19 protein-coding genes are annotated in these 22,522 nt (G+C 55.5%); 15 read left to right on the forward strand and 4 right to left on the reverse strand.

Going from position 1 to position 22,522, the window contains the following annotated elements:
* Positions 1–8 precede the first annotated feature (8 nt).
* Both yfcE and yfcD read left to right on the forward strand, forming a co-directional pair.
* Positions 9–560 (forward strand): phosphodiesterase, encoded by a 552-nt coding sequence (gene yfcE / locus ACMGG1_RS06500; protein WP_020827860.1) that lies wholly within the window; start codon positions 9–11, stop codon positions 558–560.
* A gap of 90 nt (positions 561–650) precedes the next feature.
* Positions 651–1,208, forward strand: a complete 558-nt coding sequence (gene yfcD, locus ACMGG1_RS06505; RefSeq protein ID WP_414161230.1) for an NUDIX hydrolase YfcD — start codon at positions 651–653, stop codon at positions 1,206–1,208.
* Between the two features lie 66 nt (positions 1,209–1,274).
* Here yfcD and pta read toward each other — a convergent pair whose 3' ends face one another.
* Positions 1,275–3,437 carry a phosphate acetyltransferase gene (pta, locus tag ACMGG1_RS06510; RefSeq protein ID WP_414161231.1) on the reverse strand — a complete coding sequence of 721 codons (2,163 nt, stop codon included), beginning with the start codon at positions 3,435–3,437 and terminating at the stop codon, positions 1,275–1,277.
* 74 nt (positions 3,438–3,511) lie between these two features.
* Complete coding sequence (gene ackA, locus ACMGG1_RS06515) at positions 3,512–4,714, reverse strand: acetate kinase (RefSeq protein WP_020827857.1); 1,203 nt, start codon at positions 4,712–4,714, stop codon at positions 3,512–3,514.
* A 354-nt stretch (positions 4,715–5,068) separates the two neighbouring features.
* Between ackA and yfbV the strand changes: the two genes are divergently transcribed.
* The 4 genes from yfbV (at position 5,069) to ACMGG1_RS06535 (ending at position 8,768) form a co-directional block, all read left to right on the forward strand.
* Positions 5,069–5,524: a terminus macrodomain insulation protein YfbV gene (gene yfbV, locus ACMGG1_RS06520; protein ID WP_020827856.1), complete on the forward strand. Its 456-nt coding sequence runs from the start codon at positions 5,069–5,071 to the stop codon at positions 5,522–5,524.
* Between the two features lie 146 nt (positions 5,525–5,670).
* Positions 5,671–6,165: a YfbU family protein gene (locus ACMGG1_RS06525; RefSeq protein WP_020827855.1), complete on the forward strand. Its 495-nt coding sequence runs from the start codon at positions 5,671–5,673 to the stop codon at positions 6,163–6,165.
* 16 nt (positions 6,166–6,181) lie between these two features.
* On the forward strand, positions 6,182–6,838 hold the full coding sequence (locus tag ACMGG1_RS06530; protein WP_046373051.1) for a sugar phosphatase: 657 nt from the start codon (positions 6,182–6,184) through the stop codon (positions 6,836–6,838).
* Positions 6,839–6,935: 97 nt separating this feature from the next.
* Positions 6,936–8,768 (forward strand): SLC13 family permease, encoded by a 1,833-nt coding sequence (locus tag ACMGG1_RS06535; RefSeq protein WP_260679815.1) that lies wholly within the window; start codon positions 6,936–6,938, stop codon positions 8,766–8,768.
* A 26-nt stretch (positions 8,769–8,794) separates the two neighbouring features.
* Here ACMGG1_RS06535 and yfbR read toward each other — a convergent pair whose 3' ends face one another.
* Positions 8,795–9,394 (reverse strand): 5'-deoxynucleotidase, encoded by a 600-nt coding sequence (gene yfbR, locus ACMGG1_RS06540; RefSeq protein ID WP_020827852.1) that lies wholly within the window; start codon positions 9,392–9,394, stop codon positions 8,795–8,797.
* Positions 9,395–9,511: 117 nt separating this feature from the next.
* Positions 9,512–10,726: a pyridoxal phosphate-dependent aminotransferase gene (locus tag ACMGG1_RS06545; protein ID WP_020827851.1), complete on the reverse strand. Its 1,215-nt coding sequence runs from the start codon at positions 10,724–10,726 to the stop codon at positions 9,512–9,514.
* Positions 10,727–11,584: 858 nt separating this feature from the next.
* On the opposite strand from ACMGG1_RS06545, the gene lrhA reads away from it, so the two are divergent.
* From lrhA to nuoI, 9 genes are all read left to right on the forward strand, one after another.
* Positions 11,585–12,520 carry a transcriptional regulator LrhA gene (gene lrhA, locus ACMGG1_RS06550; RefSeq protein WP_142814763.1) on the forward strand — a complete coding sequence of 312 codons (936 nt, stop codon included), beginning with the start codon at positions 11,585–11,587 and terminating at the stop codon, positions 12,518–12,520.
* 711 nt (positions 12,521–13,231) lie between these two features.
* Positions 13,232–13,669: an NADH-quinone oxidoreductase subunit A gene (locus ACMGG1_RS06555; RefSeq protein WP_020827849.1), complete on the forward strand. Its 438-nt coding sequence runs from the start codon at positions 13,232–13,234 to the stop codon at positions 13,667–13,669.
* 23 nt (positions 13,670–13,692) lie between these two features.
* Positions 13,693–14,367 carry a NuoB/complex I 20 kDa subunit family protein gene (locus tag ACMGG1_RS06560; RefSeq protein ID WP_012146021.1) on the forward strand — a complete coding sequence of 225 codons (675 nt, stop codon included), beginning with the start codon at positions 13,693–13,695 and terminating at the stop codon, positions 14,365–14,367.
* A gap of 96 nt (positions 14,368–14,463) precedes the next feature.
* Entirely contained in the window at positions 14,464–16,260 is a 1,797-nt protein-coding gene (gene nuoC, locus ACMGG1_RS06565) for an NADH-quinone oxidoreductase subunit C/D (protein ID WP_020827848.1), read from the forward strand.
* 2 nt (positions 16,261–16,262) lie between these two features.
* Complete coding sequence (gene nuoE / locus ACMGG1_RS06570; protein ID WP_104410952.1) at positions 16,263–16,814, forward strand: NADH-quinone oxidoreductase subunit NuoE; 552 nt, start codon at positions 16,263–16,265, stop codon at positions 16,812–16,814.
* On the forward strand, positions 16,811–18,163 hold the full coding sequence (gene nuoF, locus ACMGG1_RS06575) for an NADH-quinone oxidoreductase subunit NuoF (RefSeq protein ID WP_414161232.1): 1,353 nt from the start codon (positions 16,811–16,813) through the stop codon (positions 18,161–18,163). Before nuoE ends, nuoF begins: the two co-directional genes overlap by 4 nt.
* Positions 18,164–18,242: 79 nt before the next feature.
* A complete protein-coding gene (gene nuoG, locus ACMGG1_RS06580; RefSeq protein ID WP_041415534.1) occupies positions 18,243–20,981 on the forward strand; it encodes an NADH-quinone oxidoreductase subunit NuoG in 2,739 nt (912 codons plus the stop codon).
* Positions 20,978–21,955, forward strand: coding sequence for an NADH-quinone oxidoreductase subunit NuoH (nuoH, locus tag ACMGG1_RS06585; RefSeq protein WP_020827844.1), 978 nt, complete (start codon positions 20,978–20,980; stop codon positions 21,953–21,955). Before nuoG ends, nuoH begins: the two co-directional genes overlap by 4 nt.
* Before the next feature lie 14 nt (positions 21,956–21,969).
* Positions 21,970–22,512: an NADH-quinone oxidoreductase subunit NuoI gene (gene nuoI, locus ACMGG1_RS06590; protein ID WP_004947256.1), complete on the forward strand. Its 543-nt coding sequence runs from the start codon at positions 21,970–21,972 to the stop codon at positions 22,510–22,512.
* The last annotated feature ends 10 nt before the right edge of the window (positions 22,513–22,522 follow it).

Raw genomic sequence — 22,522 nt, forward strand, 5'->3', positions numbered from 1 at the left:
GAAAGGTTATGAAGCTGATATTCGCCTCCGATATACACGGTTCGCTACCCGCCACCGAAAGCGTGCTGGAACGTTTTGAGCAAAGCGGTGCCGACTGGCTGATCCTGCTGGGTGATTTGCTGAATCACGGGCCGCGAAATGCGCTGCCAGCGGGCTATCAACCGGCGCAGGTTGCTGAACAATTGAATCGCTATAGCGACAAGATCATCGCCGTTCGCGGCAACTGTGACAGTGAAGTTGATCAGATGTTATTGTCATTTCCCATCACCGCGTCTTGGCAGCAGGTGCTATTGCAAAAAAGACGATTGTTTTTAACCCACGGACACCTTTATCATCCTTCCGCACTGCCGCCGTTATCTGCCGGTGATGTGCTGGTCTATGGGCACAGCCATTTACCGCAGGCGGAACGGCAGGGCGAAATTTACTGCTTTAATCCAGGGTCGGTCAGCATTCCGAAAGGGGGCTTTCCCGCCAGCTATGGCATACTGGAGGACGGCATTTTAAGTGTGGTCACTTTGGACGGCGGCAAGGCTGTTGCAGAGGTGGCATTAACGCACTAATTTATACACACACAATAAAAATCTTTGAAAAACACTCATTGATTAACCAGTGCGCGGGATGCATCGCGCCAAAATAGAAGGTTTTAGAGGATGGCGGAACAGGGTCAGGCTGCAGATACCGAGTGGGTTGATATCGTCAACGAGCAAAATGAAGTGATTGCTCAATCCAGTCGCCAACAGATGCGTGTTCAACGGCTGCGTCATCGTGCTACCTATATTGTGGTGCATGATGGAATGGGAAAAATTCTGGTGCAGCGTCGCACCGACATTAAAGATTTCTATCCGGGTTGGCTGGACGCCACTGCCGGTGGCGTAGTGCAAAGCGGGGAGAACGTGCTTGACTCCGCTCGCCGCGAGGCGGAAGAGGAACTGGGCATTGCCGGCGTGCCTTTTGCCGAGCACGGGCTGTTCTACTTTGAAGAAGAGCAGTGCCGGGTGTGGGGTGCGCTGTTCAGCTGCGTCTCGCATGGCCCCTTTGCACTGCAGGAAGAAGAAGTGGTTGAGGTTAGCTGGCTGACGCCGGAAGAAATCACCGCCCGCTGCGACGAATTCACACCGGACTCGTTAAAAGCGCTGTCGCTGTGGCTGACGCGCAACAACGAACAGGCCTATGGCAAGCCGTTGCGCGATAGCGATGAAAATGCCTGATGCGTTCGTGCAAATAAAAAAACCGGTCAATTGACCGGTTTTTTTTATCTGATAATTCGGGGATTATCAGGCTTTGACTGCTGCTGCATCAGCCTGGGAAGACTGAATGGCGGTCAGGGCGACGGTATAAACGATGTCGTCTACCAGTGCGCCACGTGACAGGTCGTTCACCGGCTTGCGCATGCCTTGCAGCATTGGCCCGATGGACACCAGGTCAGCAGAACGCTGTACCGCTTTGTAGGTGGTGTTACCGGTGTTCAGGTCTGGGAAGATGAACACGGTAGCCTGGCCTGCAACCGGAGAGTTTGGCGCTTTGGACTTGGCGACGTCGGCCATGATGGCGGCGTCGTACTGCAGTGGGCCGTCGATGATCAGGTCAGGACGTTTTTCCTGCGCCAGACGGGTTGCTTCACGCACTTTCTCAACGTCGCTACCCGCGCCGGAGTTACCGGTGGAGTAGGAGATCATGGCAACGCGTGGTTCGATACCGAAGGCCGCAGCGGAATCTGCCGACTGGATCGCGATTTCAGACAGCTGTTCTGCGGTTGGGTCCGGGTTGATCGCACAGTCGCCGTATACCAGAACCTGGTCAGGCAGCAGCATGAAGAACACGGAGGACACCAGCGAGCTGCCCGGTGCCGTTTTGATCAACTGCAACGGTGGACGGATGGTGTTGGCGGTGGTGTGAACAGCGCCTGAAACCAGGCCGTCGACTTCGCCTTTCTCCAGCATCAGGGTGCCGAGAACCACGTTATCTTCCAGTTGCTCGCGCGCAACCACTTCGGTCATGCCCTTGCTCTTACGCAGCTCAACCAGACGTGGAACGTACTGCTCGCGCACGGCGACCGGATCAACAATCTCGATGCCTTTGCCGAGCTCAACGCCCTGCGCAGCGGCAACGCGCTGGATCTCTTCCGGGTTACCCAACAGCACGCACTCAGCGATACCACGTTCGGCGCAGATAGCCGCCGCTTTCACGGTACGCGGCTCGTCGCCTTCCGGCAGCACGATGCGTTTGCTGGCTTTACGTGCCAGCTCGGTCAGCTCATAGCGGAACGCCGGTGGAGACAGGCGACGCGAACGCTCGGAGGTCGCAGTCAGTGACTCGATCCATTCGGCGTTGATGTGGCTGGCCACGTAGTTCTGCACTTTCTCGATGCGCTGGTGGTCGTCCGCCGGCACTTCGAGGTTGAAGCTTTGCAGGCTCAGCGAGGTCTGCCAGGTGTTGGTTTCGACCATAAAGACCGGCAGGCCGGTTTGGAACGCACGTTCACACAGCTTTCTGATTGGCTCGTCGATAGCGTAGCCGCCGGTCAGCAGCACTGCGCCGATTTCCACGCCGTTCATCGCGGCCAGACAGGCAGAAACCAGCACGTCAGGACGGTCTGCCGAGGTGACCAGCAGTGAACCCGGACGGAAGTGTTCCAGCATGTGCGGAATGCTGCGCGCACAGAAGGTTACAGACTTCACGCGACGGGTCATGATGTCGCCTTCATTGACCACGGTGGCCTTCAGGTGACGGGCCATGTCGATAGCGCGGGTCGCGATCAGGTCGAAGCTCCACGGCACGCAGCCCAGCACCGGCAGCGGGCTGTTGGCGAACAGTTGCGCCGGGTCAACGTTGGTTACGCTGGCCTTGGTGGAGTCGTCGAAGATCTCGGACAGGTCAGGACGGGTGCGGCCCTGCTCGTCAACCGGGGCGTTCAGCTTGTTGATGATCACGCCGGTGATGTTTTTGTTCTTGCTGCCGCCGAAGCTGCTGCGAGCCAGCTCGATGCGCTCTTTCAACTGAGCCGGGGAATCATTGCCCAGTGCCAGTACAAATACGATTTCCGCATTCAGGGTCTTGGCGATTTCATAGTTGAGCGCGTTGGCGAACTGGTGTTTACGGGTCGGCACCAGGCCTTCGATCAGCACCACTTCCGCGTCTTTGGTGTTCTCGTGATAGCGCGCCACGATCTCTTCCATCAGCACGTCTTGCTGGTTGGAGCTCAGCAGGCCTTCAACGTAGCTCATGCGCAGCGGTTCGGCCGCCGTGATGGTGGAGTTGCTGCTGCGGATGATGGTGGTGGTCTGGTCGAGCGAGTCGCCGCCGGTGCGTGGTTGAGCGATAGGTTTGAACACGCTCAGGCTAACGCCTTTTTGCTCCATGGAGCGGATGACACCCAGGCTGACGCTGGTCAGGCCGACGCTGGTGCCGGTGGGGATCAACATAATTGTACGTGACACAGAATAGTCCTCTTCACGAATTAACATGAGGCTAAAACAGCACCGTCAGCCTGGGCTGACGGTGTCGGAGAGCGTTACGCGGTCAGACGGGATGCGTCTTGCGCGATGACCAACTCTTCGTTGGTCGGGATAACCAGCGCCAGGCGGCTGCCGTCTTTGGTGATGGCGCCGGATTTACCGAAGCGAGCGGCCATGTTGCGTTCGTGGTCAATCTCGAAGCCCAGCAGGCCCAGTTTGTCCAGGGTCAGCTCACGCACCATACCGGCGTTTTCGCCGATGCCGCCGGTGAAGATCACCGCGTCCAGACGGCCGTCCATCAGTGCGCTGTAAGCGCCGATGTACTTGGCCAGACGGTGGCAGAATACGTCCATAGCGCGTTTTGCATCGGCTTTGGTTGCGTAGTTGTCTTCAACGTAACGGCAGTCGCTGGTGACTTCGGTCAGGCCCAGCAGGCCGGATTCTTTGGTCAGCATTTTGTTGATTTGATCAACGCTCATGCCCAGAGAGTCGTGCAGGTGGAAGATGATCGCCGGATCGATGTCACCGCTGCGGGTGCCCATGACCAGGCCTTCCAGCGGGGTCAGACCCATAGAAGTGTCAACGCATTTGCCGTTGCGCACTGCGGTTACGGAACCGCCGTTGCCCAGGTGGCAGGTGATCAGGTTAACTTCTTCAACCGGCTTGTTCAGCACTTTCGCAGCTTCTTGAGTTACGTAGAAGTGGCTGGTGCCGTGTGCGCCATAGCGACGAACGCTGTGGTCGCGGTACAGGCTGTACGGCAGGGCGTACAGGTAGGATTCTTCCGGCATGGTCTGGTGGAACGCGGTGTCGAACACGGCAACGTTTTTATCCGCCAGTTTAGGGAAGGATTTCAATGCCTCAGCGATACCGATCAGGTGCGCTGGGTTATGCAGTGGTGCAAATGGCACCGAATCTTTGATACCCTGCAAGACTTCGTCATTGATTACGGCAGAAGAAGTGAACTTCTCGCCGCCGTGCACAATGCGGTGACCGATAGCGGTCAGCTGTGCAGAAAGCTCCGGTTTTTGTGCCAGAATAGTATTAACAATGTAGTTCAGTGCTTCGCTGTGCGCAGCGCCGGCACCCAGAGCCGCTTCGTGTTTGGCGCCGTCCATCTTCCACTTGAGGCGAGCCTCAGGCAGGTGGAAACATTCGGCCAGGCCGGAGAGGTGTTCTTCACCGTTGACAGCATCGATGATAGCGAACTTCAGGGAAGAACTGCCGCAGTTCAGGACCAGTACTAGCTTACTCGACATGGAAGTACCTACTTAAATAGTTCGTGTTGTTAAAGGAAATACCAAAACACGTGGTGAATTAATCGTCAATCAGACAACAAGCGTAGCGCATAATGCCGTTGACATTTATGATTAACATCATGTGAATTGCACAAACCACATGACGATGAAAAAACCGATGATTTCTCTGCGGTTTAAATAATCTTGATTTTTATAGGGCTAAAAGTTGACAGAATTATTGTCATCTTCTACCGGCCAAAAGGCCGGCCTAGGATACCGATAGCCCGAGGCAAACACAAAATAAATTTAAAGCTTCAAATTTTTTAGTATGTGTTGGCCGTGTCCTTATTTTTCTTTGTGACGTTGAGGTACGCGATGACGAGCAAACCGTCCGGTTCCGTAAGCTGGTTTCAGGTCTTCCAGCGCGGGCAGCATTACATGAAAACCTGGCCGTCAGACAAACGTCTGGCTCCGGTCTTTCCGGAGAATCGCGTTGCGAGTGCCACCCGCTTTGCCGTCCGCTTTATGCCGCCGCTGGCGGTGTTTACCCTGACCTGGCAGATTGCCCTGGGGGGCCAACTGGGCCCGGCGATCGCCACCGCACTGTTTGCCTGCAGCATGCCGATGCAGGGTCTGTGGTGGTTGGGCCGCCGTTCGGTTACCCCGTTGCCGCCCACGCTGCTGCAGTGGTTCCATGAGGTACGCAACAAGCTGACGGAAGCCGGTCAGGCCGTCGCGCCGGTAGAAGGCACGCCAACCTACCAGTCGCTGGCAGACCTGCTGAAGCGCGCCTTCAAGCAGCTGGATAAAACCTTCCTGGATGACCTTTAACACTAAAAATGGCCGTATTGCCGGCGGCCATTTTAGCGTTCTGGCCAATAACCCCCGTTCAAATCAAAGAACCGGCGAGTTGTGATTTCCTGTGATATTGCGCTGTGCGATGCTTTCGCCATGAGTAATTTATCGAGGAAATTATAATGGAAATGACCCACGCCCAACGCCTGATCCTGTCGAACCAATACAAGATGATGACCCTGCTGGACCCGGATAACGCCGAACGTTACCGTCGCTTGCAGACCATTATCGAGCGCGGTTTTGGCCTGCAGATGCGCGAGCTGGATCGCGACTTCGGCGAAATGAGCGAAGACGTGTGCCGCACCATTATCAACGTGATGGAAATGCACCACGCGCTGCAGGTTTCCTGGGACAATCTGAAAGACAAACAAGGTATTGAAGCCCGCCGCCTGGCGTTTCTCGGCTTTGACGCCGCGACCGAGGCGCGCCATCTGAGCTACGTGCGTTTCCTGGTTAACACCGAGGGGCGCTATACTCATTTCGATTCCGGCAGCCACGGCTTCAACGCCCAAACCAAAATGTGGGAAAAGTACCAGCGTATGCTGGCTATCTGGCTGTCATGCCCACGCCAGTATCACTTGAGCGCCGTTGAGATAGCGCAAATTATCAATGCCTGATTAAAAGAGGTTTCCTGTGGAGTGTAAGGGTTTTCTGTTCGATCTTGATGGGACGTTGGTGGATTCATTGCCTGCGGTAGAGCGCGCCTGGGTTAACTGGGCCAAACGCCGCGGCGTTGATCCGCAGGACGTGCTGGATTTTATTCACGGTAAACAGGCCATTACCTCGTTGCGTCATTTTATGCCGGGTGAAAGCGAGGCGGCGATCCAGCAGGAGTTTCTGCTGCTGGAACAGGTGGAAGCGCAGGACACCGAGGGCGTTACCGCACTGCCCGGCGCCGCTGCCTTGCTGGCACGCTTGAATCAACTCGACATTCCCTGGGCGATCGTCACTTCCGGCTCGATCCCGGTAGCTACCGCTCGGCGGAACGCCGGTGGCCTACCACAGCCGGAGGTTTTCATTACTGCCGAGCAGGTGAAAAAGGGCAAGCCGCAGCCGGATGCGTATCTGCTGGGGGCTGAGCGCCTGGGGTTGGCACCGCAAGATTGTGTGGTGGTGGAAGACGCCGCTGCCGGCATTCTTTCCGGGTTGGCCGCAGGCTGCCAGGTGATTGCCGTCAATGCTCCTGCCGATGCACCAAAGTTGGATCAGGTCGATCTGCTGCTGTCATCGCTTGAGCAGATCGCCGTGAGCAAAACGGAGCAGGGCGCCGCGATTAACCTGGTGGCGTAACGCGCTATCTTCACCCAAATTGATTAGACCCCGCACCCGCGGGGTTTTTTTATGCTAATTTTTAAGCCCTTGGATATCTCTGCCGGGTGAGGCCGTTTTGAACAGCGAATTACTGTGGGTGCTGAGTTTACTGTTGATTGCCATTGTGTTGTTTACCACCAATAAACTGCGTATGGACGTAGTGGCGTTGCTGGTGATCATCGCCTTTGTGCTGAGCGGTACCCTGACCCTGCCGGAGGCCACGGTCGGGTTCAGCGATCCCAACGTGATCCTGATTGCTGCGCTGTTCGTGATTGGTGAAGGGCTGGTGCGTACCGGGGTGGCTTATCAGGTGGGAGACTGGCTGGTGAAGGTCGCCGGCAGTAGCGAAACCAAAATGCTGATGTTGTTGATGGTCACCGTCGCCGGCCTGGGGGCATTCATGAGCTCGACCGGCGTGGTGGCAATTTTTATCCCGGTAGTGCTCAGCGTGGCGGCGCGAATGAAAATCGCCCCGGGAAGGTTGATGATGCCGCTGAGCTTTGCCGGCCTGATCAGCGGCATGATGACCCTGGTGGCGACCCCGCCGAACATGGTGGTAAACAGCGAGCTGGTGCGCGAAGGCATCAGCGGTTTTGGCTTCTTCGGCGTGACGCCGGTAGGCCTGGCGGTGCTGGTGTTGGGCGTGGGCTATATGCTGGTGGCTCGACGTTGGCTGGGTAATGAAGACGGCGATAAGACGCGCGAAACCTGGCAGCGACGCACTTTCCGCGATTTGATCCGTGACTACAAGCTGACCGGCCGGGCGCGTCGGCTGGCGCTGCGCAGCGGTTCGCCGCTGGTGGGACATTCCCTTGACGAGCTGCACCTGCGTGCTCGCTACGGCGCCAATGTGGTGGGCATTGAACGTTGGAAGCGCTTTCGGCGGGTAATGGTCAGCGCATCCGGCAGCACCGAGCTGCGCGAAGGCGATGTGCTGCTGCTCGACATGTCGGACAGCCAGGTCGATTTACGGGAATTTTGCAGTGAGCAGCAACTGGAACCTATGGTTCTGCGCGGCGACTATTTTTCCGAGCAGTCGCGCAATGTCGGCATGGCGGAAGTGTCGTTGATTCCTGACTCGACGCTGTTGGGCAAAAGCCTGCGCGAATCCGCCTTTCGCAGCCGTTACGATCTGAACGTGGTGGGGATCCGCCGTAATGGCGAAACCCTGGCGGGCAAGCTGGTGGATGAGCCCCTGGCGTTGGGTGACATTCTGTTGGTGATTGGCGACTGGAAGGCGATCCGTCAGCTGCAGGCGAAAACCCACGATTTTATCGTACTCAATCTGCCCGCCGAGGTCGACGAGGTTGCGCCGGCCATCACCCAGGCGCCGCACGCATTATTCTGTCTGGCGTTGATGGTGGCGATGATGCTGACCGACGAGATCCCCAATCCGATCGCCGCATTGATTGCCTGCCTGCTGATGGGTAAGTTCCGCTGTATCGACATGGAAAGTGCCTACAAATCGATCCACTGGCCGAGCATTATTTTGATTGTCGGCATGATGCCCTTTGCTCAGGCGTTGCAGAAGACTGGCGGGGTGGATTTGATCGTGCGCGGGTTAATGGACGTTGCCGGCGGTGCCGGGCCAAGGGTGATGCTGGTATGCCTGTTCGCTCTGTGCGCCACTATTGGGTTGTTTATCTCCAATACGGCAACCGCGGTGTTGATGGCGCCGATCGCCATTGCCGCCGCCCGCGAAATGGGGGTGTCACCGTACCCGTTTGCCATGATTATCGCCATTGCCGCTTCGGCGGCCTTTATGACGCCGGTTTCTTCCCCGGTGAACACGTTGGTGTTGGGGCCAGGGAACTATAAGTTCGGTGATTTTGTGCGTATGGGCGTGCCGTTCACACTGTTGGTGATGCTGGTTAGCGTGATTATCGTGCCCTGGCTGTATGCATTTTAACGGCGCAGCGTGCTGCGCCATAAGATTTACAGAGAGGAGTCGAGGCTGATTTCGTCCAGCGACAGGCTGAAGCTGGGAATAAACACGTTCATGAAATAGTCCATTTCCGGGCTGCTGCGCTGCTGCAAGGTCTTGTCCAATCGCGCCTTCGCCAGCTTGAATTCGTTATTGCCGGCAGACAGCTCCTCCAGACACTTCAGGTAGGCGCACAGCGCATCGGCCTGCTTCACCACCAACTTTTCGTCCTCGGTGTAATAGTGCTCGTCGAGAATCGAGCGGAAATCGTTGCGCAATTCGGCCGGGATCATATCCAGCAGTTTCTGCTGGGCGATCTTTTCGATCTTTTTGTACTCGTGGGCGATCTGCGGATTGTAGTATTTGATCGGCGTCGGCATATCGCCGGTGATCACTTCACTGGCATCGTGGTACATCGCCAGCAGGGCGACACGCTCGGCGCTCAGGTTGCCATTGAACTTCCGGTTCTTGATCACCGCCAGCGCATGGGCGACAAATGCCACCTGCAGGCTGTGCTCGGAAACGTTCTCGGTACGTACATTGCGCATCAGCGGCCAGCGGTTAATCAGTTTCAAACGTGACAGATGGGCAAAAAAGTGGCTCTGGCTCATGGTGCTCTCTTATACAACGGCAAGTGAGGGTTCCATTGTGAGCAGTGATGGCGGGTTATGCAACTCAGGCAGTGCGGTGATGGGGGAGAAGGGCGCAGCAGGCTGCGCCCATCATGACTATTGACGATAGCCTTCCAGGAAGCGGCCCAGTTTGCCGACCGCCATTTCCAGTTCATCTACGCGCGGCAGCGTAACGATGCGCACATGATCCGGGTACGGCCAGTTGAAGGCGCTGCCCTGCACCAGCAGCACTTTTTCCTGCAGCAGCAGATCCAGCACCAATTTCTGATCGTCGTGAATATTAAAACGTTTGGCATCGATGCGTGGGAACATATACAGCGCGCCCTGAGGTTTCACGCAGGAAACCCCTGGGATTTCGTTCAACAGTTCCCAGGTGCGATTACGCTGTTCATACAGACGGCCGCCGGGTTGAATAAATTCGCTGATGCTTTGGTAACCGCCCAGTGCGGTTTGAATAGCGTGCTGCATCGGCACGTTAGCGCACAGACGCATCGACGCCAGCATTTCCAGGCCTTCGATATAGCCTTTGGCGTGTTTTTTCGGCCCGTTCAGCACCATCCAACCCTGACGGAAACCCGCCACACGGTAAGTTTTGGACAATCCGTTAAAGGTGACGGTCAGCAGGTCCGGTGCCAGCGCGGCGATCGAATGGTGTTCGGCTTCGTCATACAGAATTTTGTCGTAAATCTCATCGGAGAAGATGATCAGGTTGTGCTGACGGGCGATCTCGACGATCTGCTCCAGCAAGGCCTTGCTGTACACCGCACCGGTTGGGTTGTTCGGGTTGATGATCACGATGCCGCGGGTGCGTGGAGTGATCTTGCTGATGATGTCATCCAGATCCGGGAACCAGCCGGCTTGCTCATCGCACAGATAATGCACTGCTTTACCGCCGGACAGCGAAACTGCCGCGGTCCACAGTGGGTAATCCGGCGCCGGCACCAGCATTTCGTCGCCGCTATTGAGCAGCGCCTGCATGGATTGCACGATCAGCTCGGAAACCCCGTTGCCAATGTAGATATCCTCAACGGTCACGTCGCGTATGTTGCGGGCCTGGTAGTGCTGCATGATCGCTTTACGCGCCGAGAAGAGCCCTTTGGAATCAGAATACCCTTGCGCCGTGGGCAAATTGCGGATCACGTCGACCAGAATTTCATCAGGGGCATCGAAACCGAATGGGGCTGGGTTGCCGATGTTCAGTTTCAGGACTTTATTGCCTTCTTCTTCAAGACGTTTAGCTTCTTTGAGCACCGGGCCACGAATGTCATAGCAGACGTTGTCCAGTTTGCTGGATTTCTCAATGGGGGACATAAAAAGTTGAGCCTTTTGCTGGGATGGGGGCGTTCCTACCGTGGAATGCCGCAACCTGCCCAATGTACTCCTGGCGCGGGCGCTTTTGAAGGGCCATGCACGCCTTTGGTGCAAACGAAGGGGGTAACGCAGGAACCCAGGTGAGATAAGCAATGTTAAAGTGTTTTGGTGGGTTTTAGTGCTGCATTTTATTTTGAAATTGGTATTTAATTCTGTCTTTGTGGTGGTGTGCAGTCATAATTACCCGGTATCATCCCCGTAACGGAACGGGACCCGACAAACGGGTTATCCGGCCAAAGATTAAAGAAGTTAAAATGTAAAGAAATGATAATGCCAGAGTAGTCTGATAGCGGGATGTCAATCGGCGATCCAAACTGAAAGACAAGGATGAATTACATTAGCCGTATTTCAGTTTCTATCTTAAGCGCTGTTTAAGTAGTTATTTCTGATTTATTCACGCAATAAATGTTACTGATTGAATTTATTAAAGTCATGAAAAAATGAACCAGACGTTACGCTGCGAACTACGGATTTTTCTGTGCAGAAAACGGCGCTGAGGCCAGTCTGGACGCGGGAGTTATGCAGCACGATTGGTGTGGAAATCTCACGCGTTGAATGAGTAAAATATTTAACCCGGTAAAAATGAAACACTTTCACCACTTATAAAGTACGGCATTTCTATAAGCATTCACGATAGATCACATTTTAAAAGGCGATAGAGGTAACGAAATAAAAGTAATTTTTTTGCCCTCCACTTATGAGTGGGGTACTGTCATGTCTGGCATCGTCCTTTAACGATGTCTTAGAAACACACCAGGGTAGTTTGTAAATTAGAATTCAAAAAGTGAAGAAAACACTATGACAACTGCAAATCGTCCGATACTCAATCTCGACCTCGATCTGCTAAGAACCTTTGTAGCTGTTGCTGATTTGAATACTTTTGCGGCGGCGGCAGTCGCCGTTTGTCGCACTCAATCAGCCGTCAGCCAACAAATGCAGCGGTTAGAGCAACTGGTTGGCAAAGAGTTGTTTGCCCGTCATGGGCGCAATAAATTACTGACCGAACACGGTATTCAGCTTCTCGGCTACGCCAGGAAAATCCTGCGCTTCAATGACGAAGCCTGTACTTCGTTGATGTACAACAATATAAAGGGTGTTCTGACTATTGGCGCTTCCGACGATACCGCCGATACCATCCTGCCTTTCTTGCTTAACCGCGTCACGTCGGTGTACCCAAAACTGGCGATTGATGTCCGGGTGAAACCCAGCTCGTTCATGGTCGACATGCTGGAAAGCGGCGAAGTCGATCTGGCTATCACCACTATAGCTGCCGCAGATCGCCCGCACATTGTGCTGCGTACCTCACCAACCCTGTGGTATTGCGCGGCCGATTACCATTTCCAGGCTGGCGAACCGATCCCGTTGGTGGTGATGGACGATCCAAGTCCGTTCCGCGCGATGGCGATCAAACACCTGGATGACGCCGGGATCCCATGGCGGATCGCCTATGTGGCTTCAACGCTTTCCGCCGTTCGCGCCGCCTGTAAGGCCGGGCTGGGCATTACCGTTCGCCCAATAGAAATGATGAGTCCGGACCTGCGTGTGCTTGGTGCAACCGAGGGGTTACCCGCGTTGCCTGATACTCAATACAGCCTGTGCAAGGATCCTCAGTGCGGTAATGAGCTGGCGATGGCGATATTCAGCGCCATGCAAAACGGCAACGACAGCTACAGCTTCAATGGACCTGGGGCATCGTTGCAAGATGATGCTTGTTTGGTTGATGATGAAGAATAACGCCGAAACGCGTTAAAACGGGATGATAAAACCTCTGCTTCGGCGGAGGTTTTTTTTGGCCAAAATTCGGTAAAAGTTTTATTTATATCGAGTTCGTTTGATTCAGATATCGAAGTGGGTATTTATTTAAGTCTTGCTGGGTAATGAGAACGGTTATCAGACGAAAAAAATGACTTTCGCTGTTTTTTTGAACGATTAATTTCACCGCTAAAGACCTGGAATAGATAGGGTTATTTTGATAGCGTGTCACGGCGATTTTTACCGCAAGAATTGACAAAATTTATTAAAGGGCCACACTTTTTTTGAGGTTTTATGCTGAAAACGTGTCCTGGATCAAAAAAATACCCCTAGGTAGTGAGTGGAAGAACAGGAGATTCCTGAGACAATGGTATAGTAAAACTGAAATGTGCATGTTGGTTTATATCTATCTGTTTCTACACGGCAATTAACTGACACGATTTAGCCTAAGCCAGGCGCATCAAATGTTAATTAAATGATACGTATGTAAACTAGTGTGTAGATACTTTTGTCAAAGTTGACAAAAGGTTATAGAAAGGAGTAAAAAGCCCACAGTAAAACGCTGCCTAACTCGCTGTAAAAGCAGTTTGTTTGTGTGGTTTATTTATCCTTCCCTTAAATCGATGTGGTGCACTAACTGCCAGATACAAGAGCAGAGCGATCGACGCCACTTTTGATGAGTAAGCATAGAGTATGTCAACAACCACTGAAGTTATCGCTCATCACTGGGCGTTCGCCGTATTTTTTGTCGTGGCTATCGGGCTTTGCGGTTTAATGCTGCTGGGCGCGTTCTTCCTGGGTGGGAGAGCCCGTGCGCGTGCCAAACATACCCCGTTTGAATCAGGCATCGACTCGGTCGGCACGGCGCGTATGCGTCTGTCCGCCAAGTTCTACCTGGTTGCCATGTTCTTCGTTATTTTCGATGTTGAAGCCTTGTACCTGTACGCCTGGTCGGTCTCCATTCGCGAGAGCGGTTGGGTTGGCTTCATCGAAGCCGCCATTTTCATTTTGGTGCTATTGGCCGGTCTGTTTTATCTGGTGCGTATCGGCGCATTGGACTGGACACCGTCGCGTTCCAAACGTCTGAGTAAACCAGGCACGATCACTAACACCAACAGTCATCCGCAGTAGTCGGTAAAAAACGAGGCATTAAGATGGACTATACGCTCACCCGCATAGACCCGAACGGTGAGAACGACCGTTACCCCCTGCAAAAACAGGAGGTCGTCGCCGATCCCCTGGATCAACAGGTTCACCGCACGGTTTACATGGGTAAACTCGAACATGCATTGCATGACATGGTGAACTGGGGGCGTAAAAACTCTATTTGGCCCTATAACTTTGGCCTTTCGTGCTGTTACGTGGAGATGGTGACGTCGTTTACCGCCGTTCACGACGTGGCTCGTTTTGGTGCCGAAGTATTGCGTGCTTCGCCGCGTCAGGCTGACCTGATGGTCGTAGCCGGTACCTGCTTTACCAAGATGGCCCCGGTTATTCAGCGCCTGTATGAACAGATGCTGGAGCCAAAGTGGGTGATCTCCATGGGCGCCTGTGCCAACTCCGGCGGCATGTACGATATCTATTCCGTCGTGCAGGGCGTGGACAAATTCTTGCCGGTCGATGTGTATATCCCGGGTTGTCCACCGCGTCCAGAAGCTTACATGCAGGCGCTGATGCTGCTGCAGGAATCGATCGGCAAAGAACGCCGTCCGCTGTCCTGGGTTGTTGGCGATCAGGGCGTTTACCGCGCCAATATGCAGTCTGAAAGAGAGCGTAAACACGGCGAGCGTATCGCGGTGACCAACCTTCGGACGCCTGACGAGATTTAAGACGTTCATTTAACGTCCATCTTAGTGCGCTATTGGTTAACACAGCGAAAAGTGAACTTGCGGCGAAATAACCCTTTAGTGTGGTGAAAAAAAATTATGACAGATTCAACGACGCACGACGCCTTGCCGGCCTGGCAGACCCGAGATCACCTCGACGATCCGGTGATTGGCGAACTGCGCAACCGTTTTGGGCCGGAAGCCTTCACTGTTCAGCCCTCCCGTACCGGAATGCCCGTGGTATGGGTCAAGCCTGACCAGTTACTGGAAGTAATGACGTTTTTGAGAAAACAGCCGAAGCCTTACGTCATGCTGTTCGATCTGCATGGCGTGGACGAGCGTCTTCGCACCCACCGCGACGGTTTGCCGGCCGCGGATTTTTCTGTTTTCTACCATCTGATTTCTATCGAACGCAACCGCGATATCATGCTGAAAGTGGCACTGTCTGAAAAAGACCTGCACGTGCCCACAGCAACCAAGGTTTTCCCTAATGCCAACTGGTATGAGCGCGAAACCTGGGAAATGTTCGGTATTACCTTCGACGGCCACCCGCACCTGACGCGCATCATGATGCCGCAAACCTGGGAAGGCCACCCGCTGCGTAAGGATTATCCGGCGCGCGCCACCGAGTTCGATCCCTTTGTGTTGACCAAACAGAAAGAAGATCTGGAAATGGAAGCGCTGACCTTCAAGCCGGAAGACTGGGGCATGAAGCGTGGCACCGAGAACGAGGACTTCATGTTCCTCAACCTTGGCCCGAACCACCCATCAGCGCACGGTGCATTCCGTATCATTCTGCAACTGGATGGCGAAGAGATCGTCGACTGCGTTCCGGATATCGGTTACCACCACCGTGGCGCCGAGAAAATGGGCGAGCGTCAGTCCTGGCACAGCTACATTCCGTACACCGACCGTATCGAGTACCTCGGCGGCTGCGTGAACGAAATGCCTTACGTGTTGGCGGTTGAAAAGCTGGCCGGTATCAAGGTGCCGGAGCGCGTTGACACTATCCGCGTGATGTTGTCCGAACTGTTCCGCATCAACAGCCACCTGCTATACATCAGCACGTTCATTCAAGACGTCGGCGCCATGACCCCGGTGTTCTTCGCCTTTACCGACCGTCAGAAAATCTACGATCTGGTGGAAGCGATCACCGGTTTCCGTATGCACCCGGCCTGGTTCCGTATTGGCGGTGTTGCACACGATCTGCCGCGCGGTTGGGATCGTCTGCTGCGTGAATTCCTGGAGTGGATGCCAAAACGCCTGGATTCCTACGTCAAGGCTGCGCTGAAGAACAGTATCCTGAAAGGCCGTTCCGTGGGTGTTGCATCCTACAATGCCAAAGAGGCATTGGAGTGGGGCGTGACCGGCGCCGGCCTGCGTGCTACCGGTATCGAGTTCGACGTGCGTAAATGGCGTCCGTATTCCGGCTATGAGAATTTCGACTTCGAAATCCCGGTCGGCGACGGCAACAGCGACTGCTACACCCGCGTGATGCTGAAGGTAGAAGAGCTGCGCCAGAGTCTGCGCATCCTTGAGCAGTGCCTGAACAACATGCCGGAAGGCCCGTTCAAGGCCGATCACCCGCTGACCACGCCGCCGCCGAAAGAGCGTACGCTGCAGCACATTGAAACGCTGATCACCCACTTCCTGCAGGTTTCCTGGGGCCCGGTGATGCCAGCCAACGAATCATTCCAGATGATTGAAGCCACCAAAGGGATCAACAGCTACTACCTGACCAGCGACGGCAGCACCATGAGCTACCGCACCCGGGTACGTACGCCAAGCTTCGCGCACCTGCAGCAAATCCCAGCGGTAATCCGTGGCAGCCTGGTCTCCGACCTGATCGTCTATCTGGGTAGTATCGATTTTGTAATGTCAGATGTGGACCGCTAACTATGCATGATCAAAAAGACAATCACGCGAATAACGAAGCGCTTGAACCCATCAATGCGGCCGCTCCTCAGAGCGGCGTTGATGCATTTGAGCTGAGCGCGGAAGAACGTGATGCGATCGAGCACGAAAAGCACCATTACGAGGATCCACGCGCCGCCTCAATCGAAGCACTGAAAATTGTGCAGAAGCAGCGCGGCTGGGTTCCGGACGGTGCGATTTATGCCATCGCGGAAGTGCTGGGCATTCCTGCCAGCGACGTAGAAGGCGTGGCCACGTTCTACAGCCAGATTTTCCGTCAGCCAGTAGGACGTCACGTGATCCGTTATTGTGACAGCGTTGTTTGTCACATCACCGGTTACCAGGGCATTCAGGCCGCCATCGAGAAGAAGCTGAGCATCAAACCGGGTCAAACCACCTTTGATGGTCGCTTCACTCTGCTGCCAACCTGCTGTCTGGGCAACTGCGATAAAGGGCCGACCATGATGATTGATGAGGACACTCACAGTCAGCTGAAGCCTGAAGATATCGAGACGCTACTGGAGCAGTATCAATGATTAAAGACATTGTACGCACTCCCGAAATGCACCCGCTGACCTGGCGACTGCGCGATGACAAACAGCCGGTCTGGCTGGATGAATACCGCAGCAAAAACGGCTATGCGGGCGCCGAAAAGGCCATTAAAGGCCTGGCTCCGGACGAGATCGTCAACCTGGTGAAAGACGCCGGGTTGAAAGGCCGCGGCGGCGCAGGTTTCTCCACCGGTCTGAAGTGGAGCCTGATGCCGAAAGACGAATCCATGAACATCCGTTACCTGCTGTGTAACGCCGATGAAATGGAACCGGGCACCTATAAAGACCGCTTGCTGATGGAACAGATGCCGCACCTGTTGGTGGAAGGCATGCTGATCTCGGCTTTCGCGCTGAAGGCTTACCGCGGCTATATCTTCCTGCGCGGTGAGTACATCGAAGCGGCGGTGCATTTGCGCCGTGCGATTGCCGAAGCTACCGAAGCCGGGTATCTGGGCAAGAACATCATGGGCAGCGGTTTCGACTTCGAGCTGATTGTTCATACCGGTGCCGGTCGCTACATCTGCGGCGAAGAAACCGCGCTGATTAACTCGCTGGAAGGCCGCCGCGCCAACCCGCGCTCCAAGCCACCATTCCCGGCTTCCTCCGGCGTATGGGGCAAACCGACCTGCGTTAACAACGTAGAAACCCTGTGTAACGTGCCGGCCATTCTGGCGAACGGCATTGACTGGTACAAGGGGATCTCCGCCGGCAAAAGTAACGACGCCGGGACCAAACTGATGGGCTTCTCCGGCCGGGTGAAAAACCCAGGCGTTTGGGAGCTGCCGTTTGGTACCACCGCACGTGAAATTCTGGAAGATTACGCCGGTGGCATGTGTGACGGACTGCGTTTCAAAGCCTGGCAGCCAGGTGGTGCAGGGACCGACTTCCTGACTGCCGATCATCTCGATTTGCCAATGGACTTCGAGAACATCGGTAAAGCCGGCAGCCGTCTTGGCACCGCGCTGGCGATGGCGGTGGACCACGAAATCGGTATGGTTCCGTTGGTGCGCAACCTGGAAGAGTTCTTCGCTCGCGAGTCCTGCGGTTGGTGTACGCCATGCCGTGACGGCCTGCCGTGGAGCGTGAAGATCCTGCGTGCGTTGGAAAATGGCCAAGGGCAGCCGGGGGATATCGAAACCCTCGAGCAGCTGTGCCGTTCCCTCGGCCCGGGCAAAACCTTCTGCGCCCACGCGCCAGGTGCCGTAGAGCCACTGCAAAGCGCAATTAAATATTTCCGTGAAGAGTTCGAAGCGGGCATCGCCGTGAAGCATTTCAGTAACGCGCATGCGATTGGCGGCATTCAGCCGAACAACCTGCTGAAGCAACGCTGGTAAGCCGACTCGCCCCGACGACACGGCCAGAATTTTTGATTAACGCCTGCCGCAAGGCAGGCCACTTGGAAGCATGCTGACTATGGCTACGATTCATGTAGACGGCAAAGAATACGACGTAGATGGAGCTGACAACCTGTTGCAGGCTTGTCTCTCTCTCGGCCTCGATATTCCTTACTTTTGCTGGCATCCGGCGCTGGGAAGCGTCGGCGCTTGCCGCCAATGTGCGGTAAAGCAATACCAAAACGCGGAAGATACGCGTGGCCGTTTGGTGATGTCTTGTATGACACCGGCATCCGATGGAACCTTTATTTCCATCGACGATGCCGAAGCCAAACAGTTCCGTGAAAGCGTGGTTGAGTGGTTGATGACCAACCACCCGCACGACTGTCCGGTATGTGAAGAAGGCGGTAACTGTCACCTGCAGGATATGACAGTAATGACCGGCCACAGCTTCCGTAAATACCGCTTCAGTAAGCGTACCCACAACAACCAGGAACTGGGGCCGTTTATCTCGCATGAGATGAACCGCTGCATCGCCTGCTACCGTTGTGTGCGCTATTACAAGGATTATGCGGACGGCACCGACTTCGGTGTGTACGGGGCGCACGATAACGTCTACTTCGGTCGTGTTGAGAGCGGCACGCTGGAAAGCGAGTTCTCCGGCAACCTGGTAGAAGTGTGCCCGACCGGCGTGTTCACCGACAAAACCCACTCCGAGCGTTATAACCGTAAGTGGGACATGCAGTTTGCGCCAAGCATTTGCCAGCAGTGCAGCATCGGCTGTAACACCAGCCCGGGCGAGCGCTATGGTGAATTGCGTCGCATCGAAAACCGCTATAACGGCAGCGTGAACCACTACTTCCTGTGCGACCGCGGCCGCTTCGGTTATGGCTACGTGAACCAGAAAGATCGTCCACGTCAGCCACAGCAGCTGCGCGGCAACGATTGGATCACCCTGAACGCCGAACAGGCTATGCAGGGCGCGGCGGACATCCTGCGTCAGGCGAAGAAAACCATCGGTATCGGCTCACCCCGCGCCAGTCTGGAAAGCAACTTCGCACTGCGTGAACTGGTCGGTGCCGAGAATTTCTACACCGGTATTTCACAGGCGGAACAGGGTCGTCTGAACCTGATGCTGAACGTGCTGCAAAACAGCGGCGTTCACACGCCTGCGCTGCGCGAAATTGAAGGCTACGACGCGGTATTGGTGCTGGGTGAAGATCTGACCCAGACCGGCGCACGTATTGCTTTGTCGGTACGTCAGGCGGTGAAGGGCAAGGCTCGCGCCATGGCTGCAGCCCAGCGCGTTGCCGACTGGCAGATTGCCGCGATACAAAACATTGGTCAGCATGCCAAGTACCCACTGTTCGTCACCAACGTGGACAACACCCGTCTGGACGACATCGCTGCGTGGAACTACCGTGCACCGGTGGATGAGCAAGCGCGTCTCGGCTTCGCCATCGCCCACGGGCTGGATAATGCGGCACCGGCGGTCAACGATTTGGCTGACGGCCTGAACAAGAAAGTCGATATCATCGTGCAGGCGCTGACCGACGCACGTAAACCGCTGATCGTCACCGGTAGCAACGCCGGCAGCGAAGCCATCATCGAAGCGGCGGCCAACATCGCCAAAGCGCTGAAGGATCGCGGCTCTGATGTGGGTATCACCTTCGTGGCCAGCGCGGCCAACAGCATCGGTTTGTCGATGATTGGCGGTGGTTCGCTCGATCAGGCGCTGTCGCAGTTGGAAAACGGCGAAGCAGACACCGCTATCGTGATGGAAAACGATCTCTACCGGCATGCGCAGGCGGCAAAAGTGGACGCCGCGTTGGCCAAGGTCAGCAACCTGATCGTGGTTGATCATCAGCGCACCGCGATCATGGATCGGGCCAACCTGATCCTGTCGGCGGCCAGCTTTGCAGAAAGCGACGGTACCCTGGTCAACCAGGAGGGTCGCGCACAGCGTTTCTTCCAGGTATACGATCCGGCCTACTACGACGACGCGAAAAAAGACGTTTACACCGTAATGCTGGAAAGCTGGCGTTGGATGCACTCGCTGCATTCCACCTATACCAGCCGTCACGTGGACTGGACGCAGCTCGATCACGTTATCGAAGCCTGTGTTACCGCGTTGCCGCAGCTGCAGGGCATTGTGGACGCGGCACCGGACGCAAGTTTCCGCATCCGAGGTCAAAAATTGGCACGTTCGCCACATCGTTCCAGTGGTCGTACGGCTATGCGCGCCAACATCAGCGTGCACGAGCCGCGTCAGCCGCAGGATAAAGACACCATGTTCGCCTTCTCGATGGAAGGGAACAACAGCCCGCTGGCCGATCGTCAGCAGATCCCGTTCGCCTGGGCACCAGGTTGGAACTCACCGCAGGCATGGAACAAGTTCCAGGCCGAAGTGGGCGGCAAGCTGCGCCATGGCGATCCGGGCGTGCGTCTGATCGAAGCAGGGGAGGGCAAGCTGGATTACTTCACCCAGGTGCCTGCCGCCTTTGATCATGAGCAAGGCTGGCGTGTCGCGCCTTATTACCACCTGTTCGGCAGTGATGAAATGTCACAGCGTTCCGGCGTGATCCAGCAGCGTATGCCAGAGGCCTACGTGATGGTGAACCCGGCGGATGCCGCTACGCTTGGCGTGAATGCCGGTGCGCTGGTGGAGTTCAGCTGTGCGGGCCAGACGCTGCGTCTGCCGGTGCGCCTGAGTGAAACGCTGACCCAGGGCCAGGTGGGCTTACCGCTTGGCTTGCCAGGGATCCCGCCGGTATTGGTGGGTGCGACGGTTGAAAATCTGCGGGAGGCAACACGATGAGCTGGTTTACCCCTGAGGTGATCGACATTCTGATCTCCGTGCTTAAAGCGGTAGTGATCCTGCTGGTCGTCGTCACCTGCGGTGCTTTCATGAGCTTCGGCGAACGTCGCCTGCTCGGCCTGTTCCAGAACCGTTACGGACCAAACCGTGTCGGCTGGGGCGGTTCGCTGCAGCTGGTCGCCGACATGATCAAAATGTTCTTCAAGGAAGACTGGGTTCCGAAATTCTCCGACCGGGTGATCTTCACCCTGGCGCCGATGATCGCCTTCACTTCCCTGTTGCTGGCATTTGCCATCGTCCCGGTCAGTCCGACCTGGGCGGTGTCCGACCTCAACATCGGTATTTTGTTCTTCCTGATGATGGCCGGCCTGGCGGTATACGCCGTGCTGTTCGCCGGCTGGTCGAGCAACAACAAATACTCGCTGTTGGGGGCGATGCGTGCTTCTGCGCAAACCCTGAGCTACGAAGTGTTCATCGGCCTGTCGCTGATGGGCGTGGTGGCGCAGGCGGACTCCTTCAACATGCAGACCATTGTTGAATCTCAGGCGCATCTGTGGAACGTCATCCCGCAATTCTTCGGTTTCGTGACCTTTGCGATTGCCGGCGTTGCGGTGTGTCACCGTCACCCGTTTGACCAACCGGAAGCCGAGCAGGAACTGGCCGACGGTTACCACATTGAATACTCCGGCATGAAGTTCGGTCTGTTCTTCGTGGGTGAGTACATCGGTATCGTCACCGTTTCTGCCCTGATTGTGACGTTGTTCTTCGGTGGCTGGCAGGGTCCATTCCTGCCGCCATTCATCTGGTTCGCGCTGAAAACGGCTTTCTTCATGATGATGTTCATTCTGATTCGTGCTGCTCTGCCACGTCCGCGCTATGACCAGGTAATGGCCTTCGGCTGGAAAGTGTGTCTGCCGCTGACGCTGCTGAACCTGCTGGCAACTGCCGCAGTCATTTTGTACAACGCTCAATAAGGGGTGAATAAACCATGACATTGAAAGAGTTATTGGTTGGTTTCGGCACCCAGGTGCGCAGCATTTGGATGATAGGCCTGCATGCCTTCGCCAAGCGCGAAACCCAGATGTATCCGGAAGAACCGGTTTACCTGCCGCCGCGTTACCGTGGCCGTATCGTGCTGACGCGCGATCCGGACGGTGAAGAGCGTTGCGTAGCCTGTAACCTGTGTGCGGTTGCCTGCCCGGTGGGCTGTATCTCGCTGCAAAAAGCAGAACAGAAAGATGGCCGTTGGTATCCGGAGTTCTTCCGCATCAACTTCTCGCGCTGCATTTTCTGCGGCCTGTGCGAAGAAGCTTGCCCAACTACCGCGATCCAGCTGACGCCGGATTTCGAAATGGGTGAGTTCAAACGCCAGGACCTGGTGTACGAAAAAGAAGATCTGTTGATCTCGGGGCCGGGTAAATATCCGGAATATAACTTCTACCGGATGGCCGGTATGGCGATTGACGGCAAAGCCAAGGGCGAAGCCGAAAACGAAGCCAAACCGATCGACGTCAAAGGTCTGTTGCCTTAAGGAGCCAGCA

Source organism: Serratia sp. BNK-12 (assembly GCF_047456085.1).
Classification (GTDB): Bacteria; Pseudomonadota; Gammaproteobacteria; order Enterobacterales; family Enterobacteriaceae; genus Serratia; species Serratia liquefaciens.

Bases quoted from the DNA above. Each gene is read 5' to 3' on its own strand.
- yfcE (WP_020827860.1), top strand. From the start codon at position 9: ATGAAGCTGATATTCGCCTCCGATATACACGGTTCGCTACCCGCCACC.
- nuoF (WP_414161232.1), top strand. From the start codon at position 16,811: ATGATTAAAGACATTGTACGCACTCCCGAAATGCACCCGCTGACCTGG.
- nuoE (WP_104410952.1), top strand. From the start codon at position 16,263: ATGCATGATCAAAAAGACAATCACGCGAATAACGAAGCGCTTGAACCC.
- nuoC (WP_020827848.1), top strand. From the start codon at position 14,464: ATGACAGATTCAACGACGCACGACGCCTTGCCGGCCTGGCAGACCCGA.
- yfbV (WP_020827856.1), top strand. From the start codon at position 5,069: ATGACGAGCAAACCGTCCGGTTCCGTAAGCTGGTTTCAGGTCTTCCAG.
- nuoI (WP_004947256.1), top strand. From the start codon at position 21,970: ATGACATTGAAAGAGTTATTGGTTGGTTTCGGCACCCAGGTGCGCAGC.
- lrhA (WP_142814763.1), top strand. From the start codon at position 11,585: ATGACAACTGCAAATCGTCCGATACTCAATCTCGACCTCGATCTGCTA.
- ACMGG1_RS06560 (WP_012146021.1), top strand. From the start codon at position 13,693: ATGGACTATACGCTCACCCGCATAGACCCGAACGGTGAGAACGACCGT.
- yfcD (WP_414161230.1), top strand. From the start codon at position 651: ATGGCGGAACAGGGTCAGGCTGCAGATACCGAGTGGGTTGATATCGTC.
- ACMGG1_RS06525 (WP_020827855.1), top strand. From the start codon at position 5,671: ATGGAAATGACCCACGCCCAACGCCTGATCCTGTCGAACCAATACAAG.
- yfbR (WP_020827852.1), bottom strand. From the start codon at position 9,394: ATGAGCCAGAGCCACTTTTTTGCCCATCTGTCACGTTTGAAACTGATT.
- nuoG (WP_041415534.1), top strand. From the start codon at position 18,243: ATGGCTACGATTCATGTAGACGGCAAAGAATACGACGTAGATGGAGCT.
- nuoH (WP_020827844.1), top strand. From the start codon at position 20,978: ATGAGCTGGTTTACCCCTGAGGTGATCGACATTCTGATCTCCGTGCTT.
- ackA (WP_020827857.1), bottom strand. From the start codon at position 4,714: ATGTCGAGTAAGCTAGTACTGGTCCTGAACTGCGGCAGTTCTTCCCTG.
- ACMGG1_RS06545 (WP_020827851.1), bottom strand. From the start codon at position 10,726: ATGTCCCCCATTGAGAAATCCAGCAAACTGGACAACGTCTGCTATGAC.
- ACMGG1_RS06555 (WP_020827849.1), top strand. From the start codon at position 13,232: ATGTCAACAACCACTGAAGTTATCGCTCATCACTGGGCGTTCGCCGTA.